The organism is Rahnella inusitata (assembly GCF_965118895.1).
Classification (GTDB): domain Bacteria; phylum Pseudomonadota; class Gammaproteobacteria; order Enterobacterales; family Enterobacteriaceae; genus Rahnella; species Rahnella inusitata_A.
This window is the reverse complement of sequence record NZ_CBCPJJ010000004.1, coordinates 137,647-158,585: the sequence shown is the minus strand read 5'-3', so window position 1 is coordinate 158,585 and position 20,939 is coordinate 137,647. Positions and strand designations below refer to the sequence as shown.

General features: G+C 51.6%; 15 protein-coding genes. 4 read left to right on the top strand and 11 right to left on the bottom strand.

Annotation, left to right across the window (positions count from 1 at the left end; genetic code table 11):
* Positions 1-99 precede the first annotated feature (99 nt).
* The gene (gene serC / locus ACMHLI_RS04495; RefSeq protein ID WP_413528431.1) at positions 100-1,185 is read right to left on the bottom strand and encodes a 3-phosphoserine/phosphohydroxythreonine transaminase; all 1,086 of its coding nucleotides are present in this window, start codon (positions 1,183-1,185) and stop codon (positions 100-102) included.
* A gap of 423 nt (positions 1,186-1,608) precedes the next feature.
* Here serC and ycaO point away from each other — a divergent pair, with 423 nt between their 5' ends.
* The 4 genes from ycaO to pflA all read left to right on the top strand — a co-directional run bounded on the left by ycaO (position 1,609) and on the right by pflA (position 8,068).
* Positions 1,609-3,372, top strand: coding sequence for a 30S ribosomal protein S12 methylthiotransferase accessory factor YcaO (gene ycaO / locus ACMHLI_RS04490; protein ID WP_413528430.1), 1,764 nt, complete (start codon positions 1,609-1,611; stop codon positions 3,370-3,372).
* A 472-nt stretch (positions 3,373-3,844) separates the two neighbouring features.
* The gene (gene focA / locus ACMHLI_RS04485) at positions 3,845-4,702 is read left to right on the top strand and encodes a formate transporter FocA (protein WP_413528429.1); all 858 of its coding nucleotides are present in this window, start codon (positions 3,845-3,847) and stop codon (positions 4,700-4,702) included.
* Positions 4,703-4,776: 74 nt separating this feature from the next.
* Entirely contained in the window at positions 4,777-7,059 is a 2,283-nt protein-coding gene (gene pflB / locus ACMHLI_RS04480; protein WP_413528428.1) for a formate C-acetyltransferase, read from the top strand.
* A 268-nt stretch (positions 7,060-7,327) separates the two neighbouring features.
* Positions 7,328-8,068 (top strand): pyruvate formate lyase 1-activating protein, encoded by a 741-nt coding sequence (pflA, locus tag ACMHLI_RS04475; protein WP_112166367.1) that lies wholly within the window; start codon positions 7,328-7,330, stop codon positions 8,066-8,068.
* A 71-nt stretch (positions 8,069-8,139) separates the two neighbouring features.
* Here the strand turns inward: pflA and ACMHLI_RS04470 are convergent, their stop codons facing one another.
* From ACMHLI_RS04470 to lolA, 10 genes are all read right to left on the bottom strand, one after another.
* Positions 8,140-9,285: an MFS transporter gene (locus ACMHLI_RS04470; protein WP_413528427.1), complete on the bottom strand. Its 1,146-nt coding sequence runs from the start codon at positions 9,283-9,285 to the stop codon at positions 8,140-8,142.
* Between the two features lie 133 nt (positions 9,286-9,418).
* A complete protein-coding gene (locus ACMHLI_RS04465; RefSeq protein WP_413528426.1) occupies positions 9,419-9,973 on the bottom strand; it encodes a 4Fe-4S binding protein in 555 nt (184 codons plus the stop codon).
* 47 nt (positions 9,974-10,020) lie between these two features.
* Positions 10,021-10,581 (bottom strand): Tat proofreading chaperone DmsD, encoded by a 561-nt coding sequence (dmsD, locus tag ACMHLI_RS04460; RefSeq protein WP_413528425.1) that lies wholly within the window; start codon positions 10,579-10,581, stop codon positions 10,021-10,023.
* A gap of 71 nt (positions 10,582-10,652) precedes the next feature.
* Positions 10,653-11,510, bottom strand: a complete 858-nt coding sequence (locus ACMHLI_RS04455; protein WP_413528424.1) for a dimethyl sulfoxide reductase anchor subunit family protein — start codon at positions 11,508-11,510, stop codon at positions 10,653-10,655.
* A gap of 1 nt (position 11,511) precedes the next feature.
* A complete protein-coding gene (locus ACMHLI_RS04450) occupies positions 11,512-12,129 on the bottom strand; it encodes a DMSO/selenate family reductase complex B subunit (protein ID WP_413528423.1) in 618 nt (205 codons plus the stop codon).
* An 11-nt stretch (positions 12,130-12,140) separates the two neighbouring features.
* On the bottom strand, positions 12,141-14,585 hold the full coding sequence (gene dmsA / locus ACMHLI_RS04445) for a dimethylsulfoxide reductase subunit A (RefSeq protein WP_413528422.1): 2,445 nt from the start codon (positions 14,583-14,585) through the stop codon (positions 12,141-12,143).
* 84 nt (positions 14,586-14,669) lie between these two features.
* Complete coding sequence (gene ynfE, locus ACMHLI_RS04440) at positions 14,670-17,126, bottom strand: selenate/tellurate reductase subunit YnfE (protein ID WP_413528421.1); 2,457 nt, start codon at positions 17,124-17,126, stop codon at positions 14,670-14,672.
* Positions 17,127-17,412: 286 nt separating this feature from the next.
* Positions 17,413-18,705 carry a serine--tRNA ligase gene (serS, locus tag ACMHLI_RS04435; protein WP_413528420.1) on the bottom strand — a complete coding sequence of 431 codons (1,293 nt, stop codon included), beginning with the start codon at positions 18,703-18,705 and terminating at the stop codon, positions 17,413-17,415.
* A gap of 106 nt (positions 18,706-18,811) precedes the next feature.
* Positions 18,812-20,155, bottom strand: a complete 1,344-nt coding sequence (locus ACMHLI_RS04430; protein WP_413528419.1) for a replication-associated recombination protein A — start codon at positions 20,153-20,155, stop codon at positions 18,812-18,814.
* Positions 20,156-20,162: 7 nt separating this feature from the next.
* Positions 20,163-20,774, bottom strand: a complete 612-nt coding sequence (gene lolA, locus ACMHLI_RS04425; protein ID WP_112166387.1) for an outer membrane lipoprotein chaperone LolA — start codon at positions 20,772-20,774, stop codon at positions 20,163-20,165.
* Between the last annotated feature and the right edge of the window lie 165 nt (positions 20,775-20,939).

The following is a 20,939-nucleotide window of genomic DNA, read 5'->3' as shown; positions in this document are numbered from 1 at the left end:
CTCCAATTCTTCATTTCATAAAATGACCCCGGATTGTAAATCGGGGTCATTTTTAAGGCTTCTTACAAAAGCATTTTGCTTGCCCGAAAGCCAGCCCGCTTAGCCGTGGCGTTTTTCGAACTCCGCCATAAAGTCGGTCAGAGCCTTCACACCTTCGAGAGGCATCGCATTATAAATAGATGCGCGCATACCGCCAGCTACACGATGGCCTTTCAGTGCATGCAGGCCGGCTGCCTGCGCCTGCTCCAGGAATAAATTGTCCAGAGAAGCATCCGCCATCTGGAATGGCACGTTCATCCAAGAACGGTTAGCCGCGGCAACAGGGTTACGATAGAAACCGGTGCGGTCGATGGCGCCGTACAGTAATTCGGCCTTCGCCTGATTACGTTTTTCCATTTCACGCAGGCCGCCCTGCTCTTTGAGCCATTTGAAGACCATACCAGACAGATACCATGCAAACGTCGGCGGGGTGTTGAACATAGAATCGTTATCGGCCAGCACGGTGTAATCAAGGATGGAAGGCAACTCAGTGCGCGCTTTACCCAGCAGATCTTCACGGACGATCACCAAGGTCAGGCCGGCAGGACCGATATTTTTCTGCGCGCCGGCGTAAATCACACCAAAGCGGCTCACATCGATCGGGCGGGACAGGATGCAGGAGGAGTAATCAGCAACCACAATTTTGTCACCGAAATCAGGCATTTCATCGATAGCTACGCCGTCGATAGTCTCATTCGGGCAGTAATGAACATAGGCAGAATCTGGACTCAGCTTCCATTCGCTCATGGGTAAAATGCCGCGTTTGCCGTCAATCGTGGTGGTGACGTCAATGACATTGGGTATGCAGTATTTTTGGGCTTCTTTTACTGCGCTGTGCGCCCAGTAACCGCCATCAATGTAATCTGCGGTAGATTTATCACCCAGAAGATTCATCGGCACTGCGGCGAACTGCGCACGCGCGCCGCCATGGCAGAAGAGAACTTTATAGTTCGACGGAATATTCAGCAGGTCACGAATATCCTTTTCGGACTCCTCGGCTACCTGGATAAATTCCTTACTGCGGTGACTGATTTCCATCACCGAAGTACCCAACCCGTGCCAGTTACAAAGTTCCTGTTCCGCACGACGCAATACTTCTGCCGGGATCATTGCCGGGCCTGCACTAAAATTATAAACCTGAGTCATTTCCCCTCACCACTTCTCTGAGACAGCCACATAGTAACCATTAATTTACCGGTTTTATCATCCGAGACAAGCAGTCTGCAACGGTTATTGATGACGACCTGATAATCAACGATGAGATCTGGGTCACAAGGTTCTTTCCTCCCTGGAAAGCTGATTTAACAGGATTATCTGTTCACACGCGCACCCTGTTCAGCGCCCTGACTCACGTAAGATTCTGACCGCGTGGACAGACTGCCTTTTCACCCACTTTGAGCTCTTTCACCCGGCTACACAGATAGTAGAAAAACAGTCGCTTATCGGATGCCTCCTTATAGACAGGCTTAGCGCGTTACAACGCGATTACATTCTTAACACGAATACGTGGAGGTACGTCGTAAAACCCCGTATCATTGCGCGTTTTTAGCACGCTCAAAAGTGAACTCAATGACGCAAACTTTTATTCCTGGTAAAGACGCGGCGCTGGAAGACTCCATTTCCCGCTTCCAACAAAAACTCACCGATCTCGGTTTTAACATCGAAGAAGCTTCCTGGCTGAACCCGGTTCCGCACGTCTGGTCCGTGCATATCCGAGATCGCGACTGTCCGCTGTGTTTCACCAACGGTAAAGGTGCGAGCAAGAAGGCCGCTCTGGCGTCTGCGTTGGGTGAATATTTTGAGCGTCTGTCGACAAACTATTTCTTCGCCGATTTCTATCTGGGTAAAGAAATTGCCAATAGTGATTTCGTTCATTATCCGAACGAAAAATGGTTCCCGATTGCCGAAGACAACGCGCTGCCGGAAGGCATTCTGGATGAGCGCCTGCATGAGTTTTACGATGCCGACAAAGAGCTGGTAGCCAGCGATCTGGTCGATCTGCAATCGGGCAATCCCGATCGCGGGATCTGCGCCCTGCCGTTCACCCGTCAGTCTGATCTGCAAACTGTGTACATTCCGATGAACATCATCGGCAACCTGTATGTCTCCAACGGGATGTCGGCCGGTAACACCGCCAACGAGGCTCGTGTGCAGGGTCTGTCAGAAGTCTTCGAGCGTTACGTTAAAAACCGCATCATTGCAGAATCTATCAGCCTGCCTGAAATTCCTGCCGACGTGCTGGCGCGTTACCCGGGCGTGGTGGAAGCTATTGCGAAACTGGAAGAAGAAGGTTTCCCGATCCTCTCTTATGACGCCTCACTGGGCGGCAACTATCCGGTCATTTGCGTAGTTCTGTTCAACCCGGCCAACGGTACCTGTTTCGCCTCATTTGGCGCGCACCCTGATTTCGGCGTGGCGCTCGAGCGTACCGTGACCGAATTACTGCAGGGCCGCAGCCTGAAAGATCTGGATGTGTTCACCCCGCCGACCTTCGATGACGAAGAAGTTGCCGAACACGCTAACCTCGAAACGCACTTCATCGATTCAAGCGGTTTGATTTCGTGGGATATGTTTAAACAAGACGCAGACTATCCGTTTGCTGACTGGAGCTTCAGCGGATCGACCGAAGAAGAGTTCGCCACGCTGATGGCCATCTTCGATAAAGAAGGTGCTGAAGTATACATTGCCGATTACGAGCATCTGGACGTTTATGCCTGCCGCATCATCGTTCCGGGCATGTCTGATATTTATCCGGCGGAAGATTTACTGCTGGCCAATAACAGCATGGGCGCACACCTGCGCGAACAGCTTCTGGCACTGCCGGACAGCGATTTGCCGAAAGAAACCTATCTCGAGATGATAACTCAGCTCGATGATGAAGGTTTGGATGACTTCACCCGCGTGCGCGAGTTGCTGGGTATCGCCAGCGGTAAAGATAACGGCTGGTACACTTTGCGCGTTGGCGAGCTGAAATCAATGCTTGCACTGGCGGGCGGTGATTTCGATCAGGCACTGACCTGGGCGGAATGGGCACATGAGTTTAACTCATCGGTCTACAGCGACGAACGCAACAACTATTATCGTTGTCTGCAAACCTTGCTTCAGCTTTCGCTGGAAGAAGATCGCGAACCGGCTCAGTACTACAATGCCTTCGTGAAAATGTACGGTCAGAAAGCGGTGGAAGATGCTTCTGCGGCAATTAGCGGCGAAGTGCGTTTCCACAGCCTGTTTGCGGTTGATCCAGATCTTAAAGCGCTGCCAGCCCATCAGGCCTTACTCGGCGCCTACGAGAAGTTACAGGTGGCAAAGCGTCGTCACTGGTCCAAGGCCTGATTATTACCGCACGATGACAAATCTGAACCGGCAGACATTTCTGCCGGTTTTTTTATCTGCCTTTCTCGCCTGGTGCTTTTATCAGGAATCTAAGGTTTGACTCAGCTAATGAAATGGCGTGTAATTTCGCGCTAAATAACGATGCATGGCCTTTTCGGGCGTTAATAGCCGCAAAAACCGACAACGTTAATTATGTGTAATGAAATCGAACTGAAATAAATGATAATAATTAACAGGCAATCATTTTCATTCACTTATTAATAAAAATATTTTAAGTATCCATCAACTTTTTTTGTAAAATTTAAAATGTTTTTAATTTAATAATTTCAACAAGTTACCCAATAAAGCACCCATTCAGTAGTAGCCTACAAACCACTAAAATTCTCCCCTTATGATCCACGTCAATTTTTACGTTATACTGCTTTGCTAGTATCTCGTTGCGCAGTGCATAGCCCTGAATAAGAGAGTTAATGTGAAAGCTGACAACCCCTTCGATCTTATATTACCCGCCGCTACAGCTAAAGTTGCTGAAGATGCCGGCGTTTATAAAGCCACCAAACAGCCGTTAAAAACGTTCTTTTTAGCCATTACTGCTGGCGTCTTTATTTCTATCGCCTTTGCTTTTTATATCACTTCCACCACTGGCACCGGGACCGTTCCATTCGGCCTGGCAAAACTCGTCGGGGGCATTTGCTTCTCATTGGGTCTGATGCTGGTCGTCGTGTGTGGTGCAGACCTGTTCACTTCCACTGTGCTGATTGTTATTGCTAAAGCCAGCGGGCGTATCACCTGGGGACAACTAGCACGCAACTGGGCCAATGTCTATGTTGGCAACCTGATCGGCGCACTGTTCTTTGTTGCCCTGATTTGGTTCTCCGGTGAATACATGGTCGATAACGGTTTGTGGGGACTGAACGTTCTGCAAACAGCCGACCATAAGATGCATCACACCTTTATCGAAGCCGTTTGCCTTGGGATTTTGGCTAACCTGATGGTTTGCCTGGCTGTCTGGATGAGTTACTCCGGCCGCAGCCTGATGGATAAAATGTTTGCCATGATTTTGCCGGTCGCCATGTTTGTCGCCAGCGGTTTCGAGCACAGCATCGCCAACATGTTCATGATCCCCTTAGGTATCGTCATTAAGAACTTTGCAACACCCGAATTCTGGCAAGCTGTCGGTACAACGCCGGCACAGTTCGCAGAATTAAACATCAGTAACTTTATCATCGACAACCTCATCCCTGTGACCATAGGTAACATCATTGGGGGTGGTTTGCTGGTAGGGTTAACGTACTGGGTCATATATCTTCGCGATGAGAAAAATCACTGATTCAACGTGGATCTCGTTACGACAGTTTTACACGCGATTTTTTAAAGAAATCCAAATTAGAAGGTAGGTGCAAAATGTCCAAGCTCAATGAAAAATTGACCAACGCATGGCAAGGTTTTAGTGCGGGTGAATGGCAGAATGGCGTTAACGTCCGTGACTTCATTCAGAAGAACTACACCCCGTATGAAGGTGATGAGTCCTTCCTGGCTGGCGCGACACAAGCGACAACCACCCTGTGGGATAAAGTAATGGAAGGTATCAAACTGGAGAACAGCACCAAAGCTCCTGTTGACTTCGATACTGACGTTGCGGCTACCATTACTTCTCATGACGCTGGCTACATCAACAAATCTCTGGAAACCATCGTTGGTCTGCAAACTGATGCTCCATTGAAACGTGCCCTGATCCCATTCGGCGGCATCAAAATGGTAGAAGGTTCATGTAAAGTTTATGGCCGTGAACTGGATCCAGCGCTGAAAAAAATCTTCACCGATTACCGCAAAACCCATAACCAGGGTGTGTTCGACGTTTACACTAAAGACATTCTGAACTGCCGTAAATCCGGTGTTCTGACTGGTCTGCCAGATGCGTATGGCCGTGGCCGTATCATTGGTGACTACCGTCGCGTTGCGCTGTACGGTATCGACTTCCTGATGGCTGACAAATTCGCACAGTTCCAGTCTCTGCAAGACGATCTGGAAAACGGCGTGAATCTGGAAATGACCATCCAGCTGCGCGAAGAAATCTCAGAACAACACCGTGCTCTGGGTCAAATTAAAGAAATGGCTGCGAAATACGGCTACGACATTTCTGGTCCTGCGACTAACGCACAAGAAGCAGTTCAGTGGACTTACTTTGGCTATCTGGCTGCGGTGAAATCTCAGAACGGCGCTGCAATGTCCTTCGGCCGTGTATCTACCTTCCTTGACGTGTACATCGATCGTGATATCAAAGCGGGCAAACTGAACGAAGAACAAGCTCAGGAACTGATCGACCATCTGGTCATGAAACTGCGTATGGTACGTTTCCTGCGTACGCCTGAGTATGATGAATTGTTCTCTGGTGACCCAATCTGGGCGACTGAATCCCTGGCAGGTATGGGTGTTGATGGTCGTACACTGGTCACTAAAAACAGCTTCCGCTTCCTGAATACCCTGTACACCATGGGGCCTTCACCAGAGCCGAACATGACCATCTTGTGGTCTGAAAAGCTGCCAATGAACTTTAAAAAGTACGCTGCGAAAGTGTCTATCGATACCTCATCTGTACAGTATGAGAACGATGACCTGATGCGTCCTGACTTCAACAACGATGACTATGCTATCGCTTGTTGCGTGAGCCCGATGGTTGTGGGTAAACAAATGCAGTTCTTCGGCGCACGTGCAAACCTGGCGAAAACCATGTTGTATGCAATCAACGGCGGCGTTGATGAAAAAATGAAAATCCAGGTTGGCCCGAAAGAAGCGCCAATGATGGATACCGTGCTTGACTATGACAAAGTCATGGATCGCATGGATCACTTCATGGACTGGTTGGCTAAACAGTACGTGACGGCCCTGAACATCATTCACTACATGCATGACAAATACAGCTACGAAGCTGCATTGATGGCCCTGCATGACCGTGATGTTTATCGCACTATGGCGTGCGGCATCGCAGGTCTGTCCGTTGCTGCTGACTCCCTGTCTGCTATCAAATACGCCAAAGTTAGCACCATCCGTGACGAAGACGGCCTGGCTATCGACTTCAAAATTGAAGGCGAATATCCACAGTTCGGTAACAACGATTCTCGCGTAGATGACATCGCTTGTGACCTGGTAGAACGTTTCATGAAGAAAATTCAGAAACTGCGTACCTACCGTGGCGCTGTAGCAACTCAGTCTGTTCTGACCATCACCTCTAACGTGGTTTATGGTAAGAAAACTGGTAACACCCCAGACGGTCGTCGTGCTGGTGCGCCATTCGGTCCAGGCGCTAACCCAATGCACGGTCGTGATCAGAAAGGTGCTGTAGCCTCTCTGACCTCCGTTGCTAAACTGCCGTTTGCTTACGCGAAAGATGGTATTTCTTATACCTTCTCCATCGTTCCAAATGCGCTGGGTAAAGACGATGATGTTCGTAAAGCGAACCTCGCGGGTCTGATGGATGGTTACTTCCACCATGAAGCGTCCATCGAAGGTGGCCAACACTTGAACGTGAACGTAATGAACCGTGAAATGCTGTTAGACGCGATGGAACACCCTGAGAACTATCCTCAGCTGACCATCCGTGTTTCTGGTTACGCTGTACGTTTCAACTCACTGACCAAAGAACAGCAACAAGACGTTATTACCCGTACTTTCACCAAGTCCCTGTAATAACTAACGCTCTGGTTTAGTTGATAAAAAGGCTCCACACTGTGGAGCCTTTGTTTCATCTGCCCTATCCTTTACTGTCTGCCCGACAGTCTGTTTTGCCAGAGCGCTATGATTGTGGACCTCTGGCAAAGCAGTTCCGGCAATCGCTGGCAATCAACCTTATTGATTGTCTGGTATCATAAACAGATAGAACCCAGTTTATCTCTGCCAGGCCAGCATCCGCACTTTTAGACTGCTATTCATTGGTCAATATGGAGAATAACCCGCAATGTCAGTTCAAGGTCGAATCCACTCATATGAGTCCTGTGGCACCGTAGACGGCCCAGGTATCCGCTTCATTGTTTTCTTCCAGGGTTGCCTGATGCGTTGCATGTATTGCCATAACCGCGATACCTGGGACACCCACGGCGGCAAAGAAATCAATGTCGAAGATTTAATGAAAGAAGTGGTGACCTATCGCCACTTTATGAATGCATCCGGCGGCGGTGTCACCGCGTCGGGCGGGGAAGCCATTCTTCAGGCTGAGTTCGTGCGTGACTGGTTCCGTGCCTGCCAGAAAGAAGGAATCAATACTTGCCTGGATACCAACGGTTTTGTCCGCCGTTACGACCCGGTGATTGATGAATTACTGGATGCTTCCGATCTGGTGATGCTCGACCTGAAACAGATGAACGATGACATTCACCAGAATCTTGTCGGTGTCTCGAACCACCGAACGCTGGATTTTGCCCGTTATCTGGCGAAACGTAATCAGCGCACGTGGATCCGTTACGTCGTGGTGCCGGGCTGGTCTGACGATGATGAGTCCGCACATAAACTCGGTGAATTCACCAAAGACATGACTAACATCGAGAAAATTGAACTGCTGCCTTATCACGAACTGGGTAAGCATAAATGGACGGCGATGGGTGAGAAGTATGGTCTGGACGGAGTGAACCCGCCCACCACAGAAATTATGGACAGAGTAAAAAACATTCTTGCCAGCTACGGGCATAAAGTTATTTACTGATGCCTAATCCAATGCAAAAAAGACGCCCTTTACGGCGTCTTTTTTATTGGGAGCGGCTCAGAACTTTAAGATTATGCAGCTGCCACCGGGTTGTGACTCTTGTCGGCTTTACGCATCAGCATCACCAGATACACCAGGGAAACGACGGCAATCATCACAAACAGGAGGCGGTCAGAATAGCTCTGCATGAGCATTGCAGTCATGGTTGGCCCGGCTAGGCTGCCGAGTGTATAGCTCATCAGCAGCGCCTGATTCATGGCAACCAGCTCTTCTGAACTGACCTTTTCACAGGCCCATGACATCGCGACAGGGTACAGGGTGAAACCGGCGCACCCAAGAATGAATAACGTCGGTGCCATCGCATAACCACTGAGCATAGCGATACTGCCGAGGATCACGCAAAAAATCTGAATGCGTAACACCATAAGGCGTCCATAGCGGTCTGCCAGACGCCCGACCGGCCATTGCCCGATAATCCCTGCACTGACCAGCAATGCCATCCAGTAGCCAACATCCGCATCGCTCATACCCTGATGCGCCAGGAACAAAGGCATCAGGCCATACAGCGAGCCCAGCACAATGCCGGAAATAATACAGCCGTTGATCCCAAGGCGCGCGTTACGGCGGCGAAACATTGGCAGAACCGAATGACGCGGCTCCTCGCTGTCCTGATTTTCGAGATGAGCAAACAGCAATGGCAGCATGGCGATCACGATAAGCGACGTAACCCACGGCAATACACTGAATAACGACGTTGGGACTGTACCGACCAACAACTGCCCGACGACCGTGCCGATGTAATACATGATCATGTACGCCGCCAGTAGCTGCCCACGATTTTTCACGGTTCCGCTGCGCATCAGCGCGCTTTCCACGACCACCCAAATGAGCGCACAGCCAATACCAGCTACAAAACGCGCCCCGATCCAGCTCCAGAAACTCATGGAAAGCGCCAGACCTGCTGTCGCAACCGCAAACAGAAAGCACGAGAAATAGTAGCTGCGATTAAAACCGAACCGTTTTATCAGGCCGCCAGCAATCAGCGTCCCCAGTAAATTACCGGTGAAATAAGATGAACTGACAAGGCCCACCTGCCAGGTCGGCAACTGCTCATGGCTGAGCCATAAAGGAACCAGCGTGTTTAACACGGCGATAGAAATCGTCAGCAGAAGGAGTCCGCACAGCAGCAGAAAAACGGGACGGGAATAGGCGGACATAGGGCGTTGATGACCACAAAGAGGAAGAAATTGCGCGCATCATGCCACCGGCGTAATAAAAGTCAATCTGGCAAAAAGAGGCGTGAGCACAAACTGGATGGCGATGATTGAAATCGTTAATCAAGCGGTGCGACTAGGAATCATAAGGCTTGAATGACAAGCTAATATCGCCATGATAACAAACGAGTTTACATTTTCCGCAGCCGTCGCATTTTTGCGGATCAACAGTGGGCTGATTCTGTTGATTAAAAAATATTGCCGTGCGCGGACACCCAATTTCGCACATCCGGCACAGGTCATCCAAACGTCCCAGACACTGCGGCAGGATAATAGGTCGTAATCCTGTATCACTTGATACGCAAAGATCCAGTGCCCCGCTTTCACAAGCTCGCGTACAGGCACCACAAAAATCGCATTCCGCGTGTTCGATACTCAGGGCGACTTTATCTTGCTCAATACGTAGGATCCCTACAGGGCAGGCTTCAGTACATTTTCCGCAGCCACTACAGAGCAGCATGAACTGAGGCTCAGCCACGGCCTGCGGCGGACGGGGTAATGGGCGCTGCAACGGTGGAGTTGCAGGCGCCGCAGCCGGTCCAATTGCCTGCTTTCCTGACGCCAGCAGGCCACGAAACAATCCGCGACGACTGACGTTACGGTTGCTCATCCCGCCTGGTGAATTATTCATTAGAAATAAAGCTCAGCTACAGGTGTTTCCACCACCAGCGCCTGTTGTCAGCCAGCCAAAGTCGATTCAGCGAGAATTGCCACACCCGCATACAAGGGATGCTCAGCTTTCTGACGCAATAATTCGAGATAGCGCGTAGCCCACGGCAGTAAATGCACTGTCAGAAATACGTTCAGCAATGACGGTGAATTCTCTGCCAGCCATGCACACATCATCAGCATCAGGCCGATATGGTCTTCAGGTTCTGCCTGCGTCAGCTGCGGCTCGATATGGTTTTCGCGCATCCACCGACGTAATGCCAACGTGGAATCACCAAACACCACCGATTCTTTATCCAGATAAACTGAACCCCACGGTGGAGCCGGTAAGGCATACGGCCCTATAAACAGGCGCTGATAGGCATCATCGATACTTTCCTCTGCGCTTTCAATCTGACTAAACATTATCGCGGCCTGTGTTTTTGCTTCTTCCGTAGCGCAGGGCCACAGCGATGCCCAGTCACTACTTTTCAGTAAGGCGACAAGAGGCTCAACCTCTTGCGATCCTGGTGGATAGAACAGCATCGCGCCTAAAATCTTTCCGGTTAAACTAATAGATTCTGCTGACATAATTCACTCATTGTTGCAGGAACGCGCCACCTGCGGCAACGCGTTTCCTGATACTCATTACTGGCCGGTCATTAACCGCTGACGGCCATACCCACGGTCATATGCAGCCCGTAGAAAATCGCACGCCCAATCAGCTCACCGGCGAAGACCAGCACAAAGGCCAGAATCATAGAGGCTAACGCCGGGCGTTTGCGCAGGATAAGCGGGCAGAACCAACAGCCCAGGCCCAGAACAATCAGCACCAGCCTCCACGCAGATAATGCGCCATATTGGGGGATGAGTGCAGAAGCCGCCTGAACAGAGCTGTTGATGCCCGCCAGACCAGCGCTTTGCATCACGACCAACGCCATGCTCACTATCAATGCAATAAGGCTGATCGCCGGTAGCAGACGCAAACCGCAGCCATTAATGTTGGCACCGCGGAGCAGCAGATAGCCCAGCACAGGTCCGCCGATAAGCACCGTCAGCCCGAAGTGGAGCGCGGTATAGACGTTATCCCATGTAGGCACAGTATTGATTTCATACACACGACACATCGCGTAAACAAAACCGACACCCGCCAGCATGGTGATCACCAGCCAGATTTTGCCCAGCGCACGCGGCATTTTGTTGATCATCGCCAGCAGCCAGTAAATGCCGCCCAGTGCGAAGAACAGTGAACCGCTGCCGATTTCATTACTCAGCGGCGATGCACCGAGACGGTTAAGCGAATTGAAAGCACGCAGCGGCGAGCCAAGGTGCAGAACAGAGGCGATAAACGCCACCGCCATCAGCACCCACAGAAAGAACATCGAGAGGTGAATGCGACGATGTTCTTCCACGGAACGGTGAGTCAGCAGCGCAATGGCCAGCACGATAAAGGCCCCCACAACGCACTGCCCCAATACGGTAAAGACCATTAAAGGCCATTCATGCCATCCGTTTCCCATCTCAAACCTCCTTCGGGTTAGCCAGATAACCCGTGGTATCGCCTACAGGACGGCAATTCGCATTGGGTTTGATGACGATATTTGGGTGAGTGAAATGCGCGGCTGGCAGCGGTGCTACCTCCGCCAGATCACCGTATTTCGCACGCAACTCTTCGATAGGTGCCATATCCAGCGCACGCAGCGGGCAGGATTCGACACAGATAGGTTTTTTACCCTCGGCAACGCGCTCATAGCAGCCGTCGCACTTGGTCATATGGCCTTTCGCTTCGTTGTACTGTGGCGCGCCGTACGGACAGGCCATATGGCAGTAACGACAACCGATACACACGTCTTCGTTGACGACGACAAATCCGTCTTCGCGTTTATGCATAGCACCGCTCGGGCAGACTTTGGTACAGGCCGGATCGGCGCAGTGGTTGCATGAAATCGACAGATAATAGGCGAACACGTTCTGATTCCAGCCGTCACCGTCTTTTTGCCAGTCGCCACCGGCATATTCATAAATGCGGCGGAAGCTGACATCCGGGGTTAAATTCTTAAAATCTTTACAGGCCAGCTCACACGTTTTGCATCCAGTGCAGCGGCTTGAATCAATATAAAAACCATATTGAGTAGTCATGTTTTATTCCTTTAAACCTTAGCCACTTGCACAAGGTTGGTGTGAGAGGGGTTACCTTTCGCCAGCGGTGAAGGTCTTTGAGACGTCAGTACGTTGATGCTACCCGCACGGTCGATTTTCTTGCTGTCGGGTGAATACCAGGCACCTTCGCCCAGCGCGACAACGCCAGGCATCATGCGCGGCGTGACTTTCGCCGCGATATGCACTTCACCGCGATCGTTAAAAATACGGATCATGTCGCCATTTTTGATACCGCGCTGGGCGGCATCAAGCGGGTTGATCCACATTTCCTGCCGGCAGGACGCCTTGAGCACATCCACGTTGCCGTACGTTGAGTGAACGCGGGCTTTGTAGTGGAAACCGGTCAATTGCAGCGGATATTTGCTGGCCAGCGGATCGTCGTAGTTCTCAAAGCCCGCGGCGTACACCGGCAATGGATCGATCACGTCCTCTTTAGCGAGTTCCCACTCTGAGGCTATCTTTGCCAGTTCAGCGGAATAGATTTCGATTTTGCCTGAAGGCGTGGTCAGCGGATTGGCTACCGGATCTTCACGGAAGGTCTTGTAAGCCACATGATGCTGCTCAGGGTCGCGTTTCTTGAACATGCCCTGTTTGCGGAAGGTGTCGAAGTCTGGCAATTCTGGCAGGGCTTCGCGGGATTGCTGATACAGGTGACGCAGCCATTCCTCCTGCGTACGGCCTTCGGTAAATTTCTCTTCAACGTCCATTCGACGTGATAACTCGGACATCATCTCGTAAATATTTTTGCATTCGAAGCGCGGCTTGATGACCTGATCGGCAAAAATGATGTAATCCATGTTGCCGCAGGACGCATCCAGACAGAAATCCATCTGCTCAGACGCCGTACAATCCGGCAGAATAAGGTCCGCATATTTCGCCGAGGACGTCATGTGGTTATCAATCACCACAATCATTTCGCACTGTTTATCATCCTGTAAAATGTCATGCGTACGATTGATATCAGAATGCTGATTGATCAGACAGTTACCGGCGTAGTTCCAGATAAATTTGATTGGAACATCCAGCTTTTCCTTTCCGCGTACACCGTCTTTGGTGGCGGTCATTTCAGGGCCACGCACGATTGCATCGGTCCACATGAACATGGAGATGCTGGTCTGCACCGGATTATCAAAAGTCGGCATACGGACAAACGGGATTTCGTACGATCCTTCGCGTGCGCCGGAGTTACCGCCGTTCACACCGACGTTGCCGGTCAGGATCGCCAGCATCGCGATAGCGCGGGTCGCCACTTCACCGTTTGAGTGACGTTGCGGTCCCCAGCCCTGGGTGATAAACGCCGGTTTTGCCTGACCGATTTCACGCCCCAGCCTGACAATTTTATCCGCCGAAATACCGGTAATTTTTGCCGCCCACGCTGGCGTTTTAGCGATGCCATCCGGGCCGCCCCCCAGAATGTAAGCTTTATAATGGGCATTCTCCGGCACACCGGCGGGTAAGGTTTTCTGGTCATAGCCGACGCAATATTTATCGAGGAACGGCTGATCGACCAGATTTTCGGTGATCATGACGTGGGCAAGCGCTGCCGCCAGCGCGCCATCAGTACCCGGACGGATCGGTACCCACTCGTCTTCACGACCCGCGCCAGTATCGGTATAACGCGGATCAACAATGATCATGCGCGCGTTTGAACGCTGACGCGCTTGCTCAAGATAGTAGGTTACACCGCCGCCGCTCATGCGGGTTTCGCCCGGATTATTACCGAACAACACCACCAGTTTGCTGTTTTCGATGTCCGACGGGCTGTTGCCGTCGGCCCAGCCGCCGTAGGTGTAATTCAGGCCAGCTGCAATCTGTGCTGAGCTGTAATCACCGTAATGATTCAGATAACCGCCACAACAGTTCATCAGACGTGCGATCAGCGTTTTGCCCGGTGGCCACGAACGGGTCATGGTGCCGCCCAATGTGCCAGTGCCGTAATTCAGGTAAATTGCCTCGTTACCGAAGCGCTGAATGATATCTTTCAGGCTACCCGCCAGCGTATTGAAGGCTTCATCCCAGCTGATTTGTTTGAATTTTCCCTCTCCGCGCTTACCGACGCGCTTCATCGGGTATTTCAGACGGTCAGGGTTATACACGCGACGGCGCATGGAACGCCCGCGCAGACAGGCGCGAACCTGATGCAGCGCGTTATAGTTATCGTCGCCGGTATTGTCTGTTTCGACGTAACGAATTTCGCCATCCACCACGTGCATGCGCAGCGGGCAACGGCTACCGCAGTTAACCGTACAAGCGCTCCAGACAATTTTCTCGTCCACCGCTTTTGCGGCCGCAGGGATATTTTCTGCACGTAATGATTTGAACGGCAGCGATATTCCGCCGACCGCCGCTGCCATTCCGGCGAGCGTGGTTCCTTTTACCAGACTGCGGCGGGAGATCCCGCCCTGATCTGGTTGACTGTTTTTTGAATCCGACATGACTTACTCCGCTCACGCCCCCGCTCAGGGGGGCGAAAAATTAACAACCGTGTCATTGAGCCAGGCTCTTGGTCCGTGGCTTCTTTAAACTTTTTCTATCTGAATCAAATTCGTATGCTGAGGATTGCCTTTCGCCAGCGGGGACGGGCGTTGGGTCGTCAGCGTGTTCATGCAGGCGCCGTGATCAACACGATCGCCGCTCATATTGGCCTGATGCCATGCACCCTGCCCCATTGCCACCACCCCGGGGATAATGCGCGGGGTGACCTTGGCCGCCACGCGGACTTCTCCGCGATCGTTAAAGACTTTCACTTTGTCGCCGTTTCGGATGCCACGGGTTTTGGCGTCCAGCGGGTTAATCCAGACTTCCTGACGACAGGCTGCCTGCAACACGTCGATATTGCCGTAGGTGGAGTGGGTACGGGCTTTATAGTGAAAGCCAAACATCTGTAACGGAAACTGGCTGCGTTTGGGATCATCCCAGCCTTCAAAGGTGGAGGCGTAGACCGGCAACGGACTGATAGTTTCGTCTTTTTGAAGTTCCCATTCGCTGGCAATTTTCGCCAGTGCAGAAGAGTAGATTTCGATTTTTCCTGACGGGGTTTTCAGCGGATTGGCCAGCGGATCCTGTCTGAATTTTTTGTACGCTACGAAATGCCCTGCGGGGTCATTACGCTTATAAATACCCATCTCGCGCAGTTCTTCATAGCCAGGCAGAGTCGGATCTTTTACCAGCATTTTGGCGTACAGGTATTGCAGCCACTCGCGCTGAGTTCGGCCTTCGGTGAACTTGTCGTAAACCTCAGGCCCGAGACGACGCGCCACTTCGCTCATCATCTCGTAGATGCCTTTGCGCGCAAACTTTGCCGATGTCGCAGGTTGGATAAAAATCAGGTAACCCATGTTCCCGGCGTAATCATTTGGGATGATGTCTTCCTGTTCAACCGTCATCAGGTCAGGTAACAGAATGTCGGCGTATTTAGCCGACGAGGTCATGAAGTTTTCGAGCACGACGATCATTTCGCACTGTGTATCGTCCTGCAAAATATCGTGGGTTTTATTGATGTCAGAATGCTGGTTGGTAATGGTGTTACCGGCATAGTTCCAGATGAATTTGATGGGAACATCCAGCTTGTCTTTACCGCGCACGCCGTCGGCTTTTGCGGTCATTTCCGGGCCACGCGCGATGGCATCAGTCCAGCTGAAACAGGAAATCTGGGTTTCTACCGGATTCTCCAGCACCGGCATACGTTCGATGGTGATGGTGTAGGTCGATTCACGTGCGCCACTGTTACCGCCGTTAATGCCAACATTGCCGGTTAAAATCGGCAGCATAGCGATGGCGCGGGAGGTCAGTTCGCCGTTGGCCTGACGCTGCGGCCCCCAGCCTTGTGAAATGTAAGCCGGTTTGGTCTGCCCTATTTCACGCGCCAGTTTGACGATTCGGTCTGCCGGAATACCGGTGATGCGTGAAGCCCACCCCGGCGTCTTCGCTGTTGCATCCGCGCCCAGCCCGAGAATATAGGCTTTGTAATGACCGTTGGCTGGCGCATCCGCTGGTAACGTTTTTTCGTCGTAGCCTACACAGTGCGTATCAAGAAACGCCTGATCGACCATGTTTTCGGAAATCAATACATGCGCCAGACCTGCGACCAGCGCGGCATCAGTACCGGGACGAATAGGGATCCACTCATCTTCGCGACCCGCTGCCGTATCCGTATAGCGGGGATCGATGACGATCATTCGTGCATTGGAGCGCTCCCGGGCCTGTTCGAGATAGTAAGTAATGCCGCCGCCGCTCATCCGTGTTTCGGCCGGATTGTTACCAAAGAGCACCACCAGCTTGCTGTTTTCGATATCAGACGTGCTGTTGCCATCGTTGCTGCCGTAGGTATAGGGCATAGCGCAGGCAATCTGCGCGGTACTGTAGGTGCCATAATGACTAAGGAAACCGCCGTAGCAGTTCATCAGGCGAGCGACCAGAGAGGCGTAAGGTGAAGAACGGGTGATATTGCCGCCGACCACGCCCGAGGTGTAGTTGATATACACCGCTTCGTTGCCGTATTTCGCGACGATTCGCTTGAGATTGTTGGCAATTTCGTCGAAGGCCTGTTTCCAACTAATAGGTTTGAATTTTCCTTCGCCGCGCTTGCCCACGCGTTTCATCGGATAATTCAGCCGTTCTGGGTGATTCATGCGGCGTCGCATTGAACGCCCACGCAAGCAGGCGCGGACCTGGTGATTACCATAGACATCGTCGCCGGTGTTGTCGGTTTCGACCCAATACACTTCATCATCACGCACGTGCATACGTAATGCGCAGCGGCTGCCACAGTTTACCGAACACGCGCCCCAGACCACTTTATCTTCAGGCTCTGATTGCTTTGTTTCACCTATGGCAGCGGCCAGCGCCGTACGGCCAAAGGGCAGCGAAACGCCGCCCGCAGCGATAGCCAGACCAGCCAGCGTCGAGGTTTTCATCAACGTCCGGCGGCTGAGTCCGCTTTGTTCAGCAGCGATTTCTGGTTTGATTTCCGACATATTTCCGCTCCGGTAAGTGACTCCGCCATCCGTACCAGTGTTCACCGGCGTCATCAGACATTGACGAAGAGTTGAGCGGGCAGATATGCGCAGGATTGGGAGTATTCACTTACCCACTCAGAATGCATGGATATTACTCACGATGGGGTATGAAACTTTGTTTGCTATCAAAAAAGAAGGGATTGTCTGGAAGGCAACAGGAGAATTATCGATCAGCGCACGATTTTACCCATAAAAAAAGCGCCCGGAGGCGCTTTATCGCTATATTTTAGAATATATAACGGGATTAGCCGATATATTCTAAACCGCCCATGTAAGGACGCAGCACTTCAGGCACTTCGATACGGCCGTCTGCCTGCTGATAGTTTTCCAGCACAGCAACCAGAGTACGGCCAACAGCCAGACCAGAACCGTTCAGGGTATGAACCAGACGCGGTTTCTTCTCAGTTTTGCTGCGGCAACGCGCCTGCATACGACGTGCCTGGAAATCCCACATGTTTGAGCAGGAAGAGATTTCACGGTACGTATCCTGCGCCGGCAACCACACTTCCAGATCGTAGGTTTTGCTTGAACCGAAGCCCATATCACCCGTACAGAGCAGCATTTTGCGATACGGAAGATTCAGCAACTGAAGCACTTTCTCTGCATGGCCGGTCAGTTCTTCCAGCGCCTGCATGGAATCTTCAGGGCGAACAATCTGTACCATCTCGACTTTATCGAACTGGTGCATACGGATCAGGCCACGGGTATCACGACCGTAAGAACCGGCTTCGGAACGGAAGCATGGCGTATGTGCAGTCATCTTCAGTGGCAGCGATTCTTCTTCAAGAATTTCGTCACGCACCAGATTGGTCAGCGGTACTTCAGCAGTTGGGATCAGTGCATAGTTACTGCTGCCCGCTTCTTCATCCAGAGGCTTGGTGTGGAACAAATCTTCACCAAACTTCGGTAACTGACCTGTACCGTAGAGCGTCTCATGGTTAACCAGGTAAGGAACGTACGCTTCCAGATAACCATGCTGTTCGGTATGAAGATCCAACATGAACTGGGAAAGCGCGCGGTGCATGCGGGCGATTTGCCCTTTCATCACCACAAAACGAGAGCCCGTCAGTTTTACAGCAGCAGCGAAATCCAGACCGCCAGCCATTTCACCCAGCGACACATGATCGCGTACGGCAAAATCATACTGACGTGGAGTTCCCCAACGGCTCACTTCAAGATTGTCGTTTTCGTCTTTACCGGCAGGTACGGAATCATCTGGCAGGTTAGGAATGGCGGAAGCTATATCCCGGATTTCATTTTGCAATGCGTCCAGTTCAGCTTTCGCAGCATCCAGCTTCTCACCCAGCGTAGTCACTTCCTGACGCAGGGGTTCGATGTCTTCGCCACGGGCTTTAGCCTGACCGATAGTTTTCGATCGTGCGTTACGTTCAGCCTGGAGAGTTTCCGTTTCTACCTGCAAGACTTTGCGGCGCTCTTCCTGAGAACGCAGCTTTTCCACATCGAGTTTAAAACCTCTGCGAGCGAGTTTTTCTGCAACTGCGTCTAGCTCATTACGCAGCAGATTGGGATCGAGCATGCTAATCCTGTACGTGTCGTTATTGAATGTTAATTTGATGATGCACGCGGCTTTAAAAGGCAGCGTGTCAAAGAGTTATCAAGGTAACCTTACCGCAACGATAAAGTTAGCGGTAGCGTTTTGTCGGGCTATTTTGATCTTGTTCAGCAAGCCATGCCAGCTTTTCGCCGATCTTCCCTTCAAGGCCACGCGCGGTGGGATAATAATACTGCGTACGGGCCATTTCCGGTGGGAAATAATCTTCTCCGGCAGCGTAAGCATTCGGCTCATCGTGCGCATAGCGATATTCGGCACCCAGCCCCATTTCTTTCATGAGTTTGGTCGGCGCATTGCGTAAATGTTCCGGCACATCGAAATCGGATTTCTCGCGCGCATCGCGCATCGCCGCTTTAAATGCGCTATACACCGCATTACTTTTCGGCGCGCAGGCCAGATAAACGATGGCCTGAGCAATTGCACGCTCACCCTCTGCCGGTCCGACGCGGGTGAAACAGTCCCACGCGGCTATCGCCACCTGCATACCGCGCGGATCGGCATTGCCCACATCTTCTGACGCAATCGCCAGCAAACGGCGTGCGACATACAGTGGATCGCCACCGGCGGTAATAATCCGGGCATACCAGTAAAGCGCCGCATCAGGGGATGAACCACGCACCGACTTGTGCAGCGCGGAAATTAAATCGTAGAAGCGGTCACCTTTATTATCGAAACGCGCGCTGCGTTCACCGGCAATTTCCGTCAGCAGTTCCGGCGTTAATGTGCGATATCCCCTGGCGTCGATTTCAGCCATGTCTGCCATCATTTCAATGCTGTTCAGCGCACGGCGGGCATCGCCATTGACCAGCTCGGACAGCATACGGCGTGTTTCTGGCGGGACTCGGATTTTTTCATTGGCATAGCCGCGCTCTGCATTGGTCAGCGCCTGATCGATGACTTTTTCGATATCTTCAGCCGTCAGCGATTTGAGCAGATAAACACGGGCGCGGGACAACAATGCGGAGTTAAGTTCGAATGAAGGATTTTCGGTGGTCGCACCAATAAATGTAATTGTGCCATCTTCAATATGCGGCAGAAATGCGTCCTGCTGACTTTTGTTGAAGCGATGGACTTCGTCCACAAACAGAATGGTACGACGCCCGGCATCGCGGTTTTGACGGGCGCGTTCAATCGCTTCACGGATTTCTTTGATACCTGAGGTGACCGCCGAAATGCGCTCAACATCAGCATTGGCATAGCGGCCAATCAGTTCTGCCAGCGTCGTTTTCCCCGTGCCCGGTGGCCCCCACAAAATCATCGAATGCAACTGCCCTGCTTCAATCGCACGTGGCAAAGGTTTGCCCGGCGCTAAAAGATGCTGCTGACCGATATATTCTGCAAGAGTGACTGGCCGCATTCTTGCGGCCAGTGGCTGAAATTCATTATGAGAAAAATCGAGTGACATATTACTCAAAGGGACCTCACTGACGCTGGTCGTCCACCGTCACACCCTGTGGTGGCGTAAATTTAAATTTAGCATCGTCAACGGACGCATTTTGCTCGCCTTTAAGGGCATACGCACTTTTCTGGCCGTCCTGCTCAATCGCAGAGAAGCTCTTGATGGTGCCGGCTGGCGTAACGTTGATGGTGAACTGTTTCAGATTACCGGTGGCGGCTTTCGGCGTTAATTCGAAGTCATCGCCTTTCTGCTTCACGTTATATTTCGCCCAGTCACTGCTGTCGTTACGCGTGATCAACATAAACGGCGTGTTACCGGTGGCATTTTTCAGCCAGGTCGCCGTGACTTGCTCAACAAACGGGTTGTAGAACCACAGGGTTTTGCCGTCGGAAACCAGAATGCTTTCATCCGGCGTGGTCATGTGCCAGTTGAACAAATTAGGACGTTTCACCCACAGCTGGCCTTCGCCCTGCTGAACGGCAGCGCCGTCATCACTGGTGACGGTCTGAGTGAAGCTCGCATGGAAAGTATTCAGTTTACCCAGGCGTGATTTGAGATCGCTGCTGGCGTCCGCTAAAACGGAAGCGGAGGTAAATGCGGTCAGTAAACACCCTACCATTAACAATTTTTTCATTTTTATAATTACCTCAGAAATCCATAAACTTCAGACGATGCCTTTCACACAGGCAAAAGACGTATGGTGCGAACTCTATCCGAGGCTGAACGCCAGCGGTAGCTCAATCATCTGAAAAAACATTGTTTTACGCATCTTTGCACAAGGGCCGCATTCGCGACCCTG

Bases quoted from the DNA above. Each gene is read 5' to 3' on its own strand.
- ycaO (WP_413528430.1), top strand. From the start codon at position 1,609: ATGACGCAAACTTTTATTCCTGGTAAAGACGCGGCGCTGGAAGACTCC.
- ynfE (WP_413528421.1), bottom strand. From the start codon at position 17,126: ATGTCGGAAATCAAACCAGAAATCGCTGCTGAACAAAGCGGACTCAGC.
- ACMHLI_RS04455 (WP_413528424.1), bottom strand. From the start codon at position 11,510: ATGGGAAACGGATGGCATGAATGGCCTTTAATGGTCTTTACCGTATTG.
- serS (WP_413528420.1), bottom strand. From the start codon at position 18,705: ATGCTCGATCCCAATCTGCTGCGTAATGAGCTAGACGCAGTTGCAGAA.
- dmsD (WP_413528425.1), bottom strand. From the start codon at position 10,581: ATGTCAGCAGAATCTATTAGTTTAACCGGAAAGATTTTAGGCGCGATG.
- serC (WP_413528431.1), bottom strand. From the start codon at position 1,185: ATGACTCAGGTTTATAATTTTAGTGCAGGCCCGGCAATGATCCCGGCA.
- ACMHLI_RS04470 (WP_413528427.1), bottom strand. From the start codon at position 9,285: ATGTCCGCCTATTCCCGTCCCGTTTTTCTGCTGCTGTGCGGACTCCTT.
- ACMHLI_RS04465 (WP_413528426.1), bottom strand. From the start codon at position 9,973: ATGAATAATTCACCAGGCGGGATGAGCAACCGTAACGTCAGTCGTCGC.
- dmsA (WP_413528422.1), bottom strand. From the start codon at position 14,585: ATGTCGGATTCAAAAAACAGTCAACCAGATCAGGGCGGGATCTCCCGC.
- pflB (WP_413528428.1), top strand. From the start codon at position 4,777: ATGTCCAAGCTCAATGAAAAATTGACCAACGCATGGCAAGGTTTTAGT.
- ACMHLI_RS04450 (WP_413528423.1), bottom strand. From the start codon at position 12,129: ATGACTACTCAATATGGTTTTTATATTGATTCAAGCCGCTGCACTGGA.
- pflA (WP_112166367.1), top strand. From the start codon at position 7,328: ATGTCAGTTCAAGGTCGAATCCACTCATATGAGTCCTGTGGCACCGTA.
- lolA (WP_112166387.1), bottom strand. From the start codon at position 20,774: ATGAAAAAATTGTTAATGGTAGGGTGTTTACTGACCGCATTTACCTCC.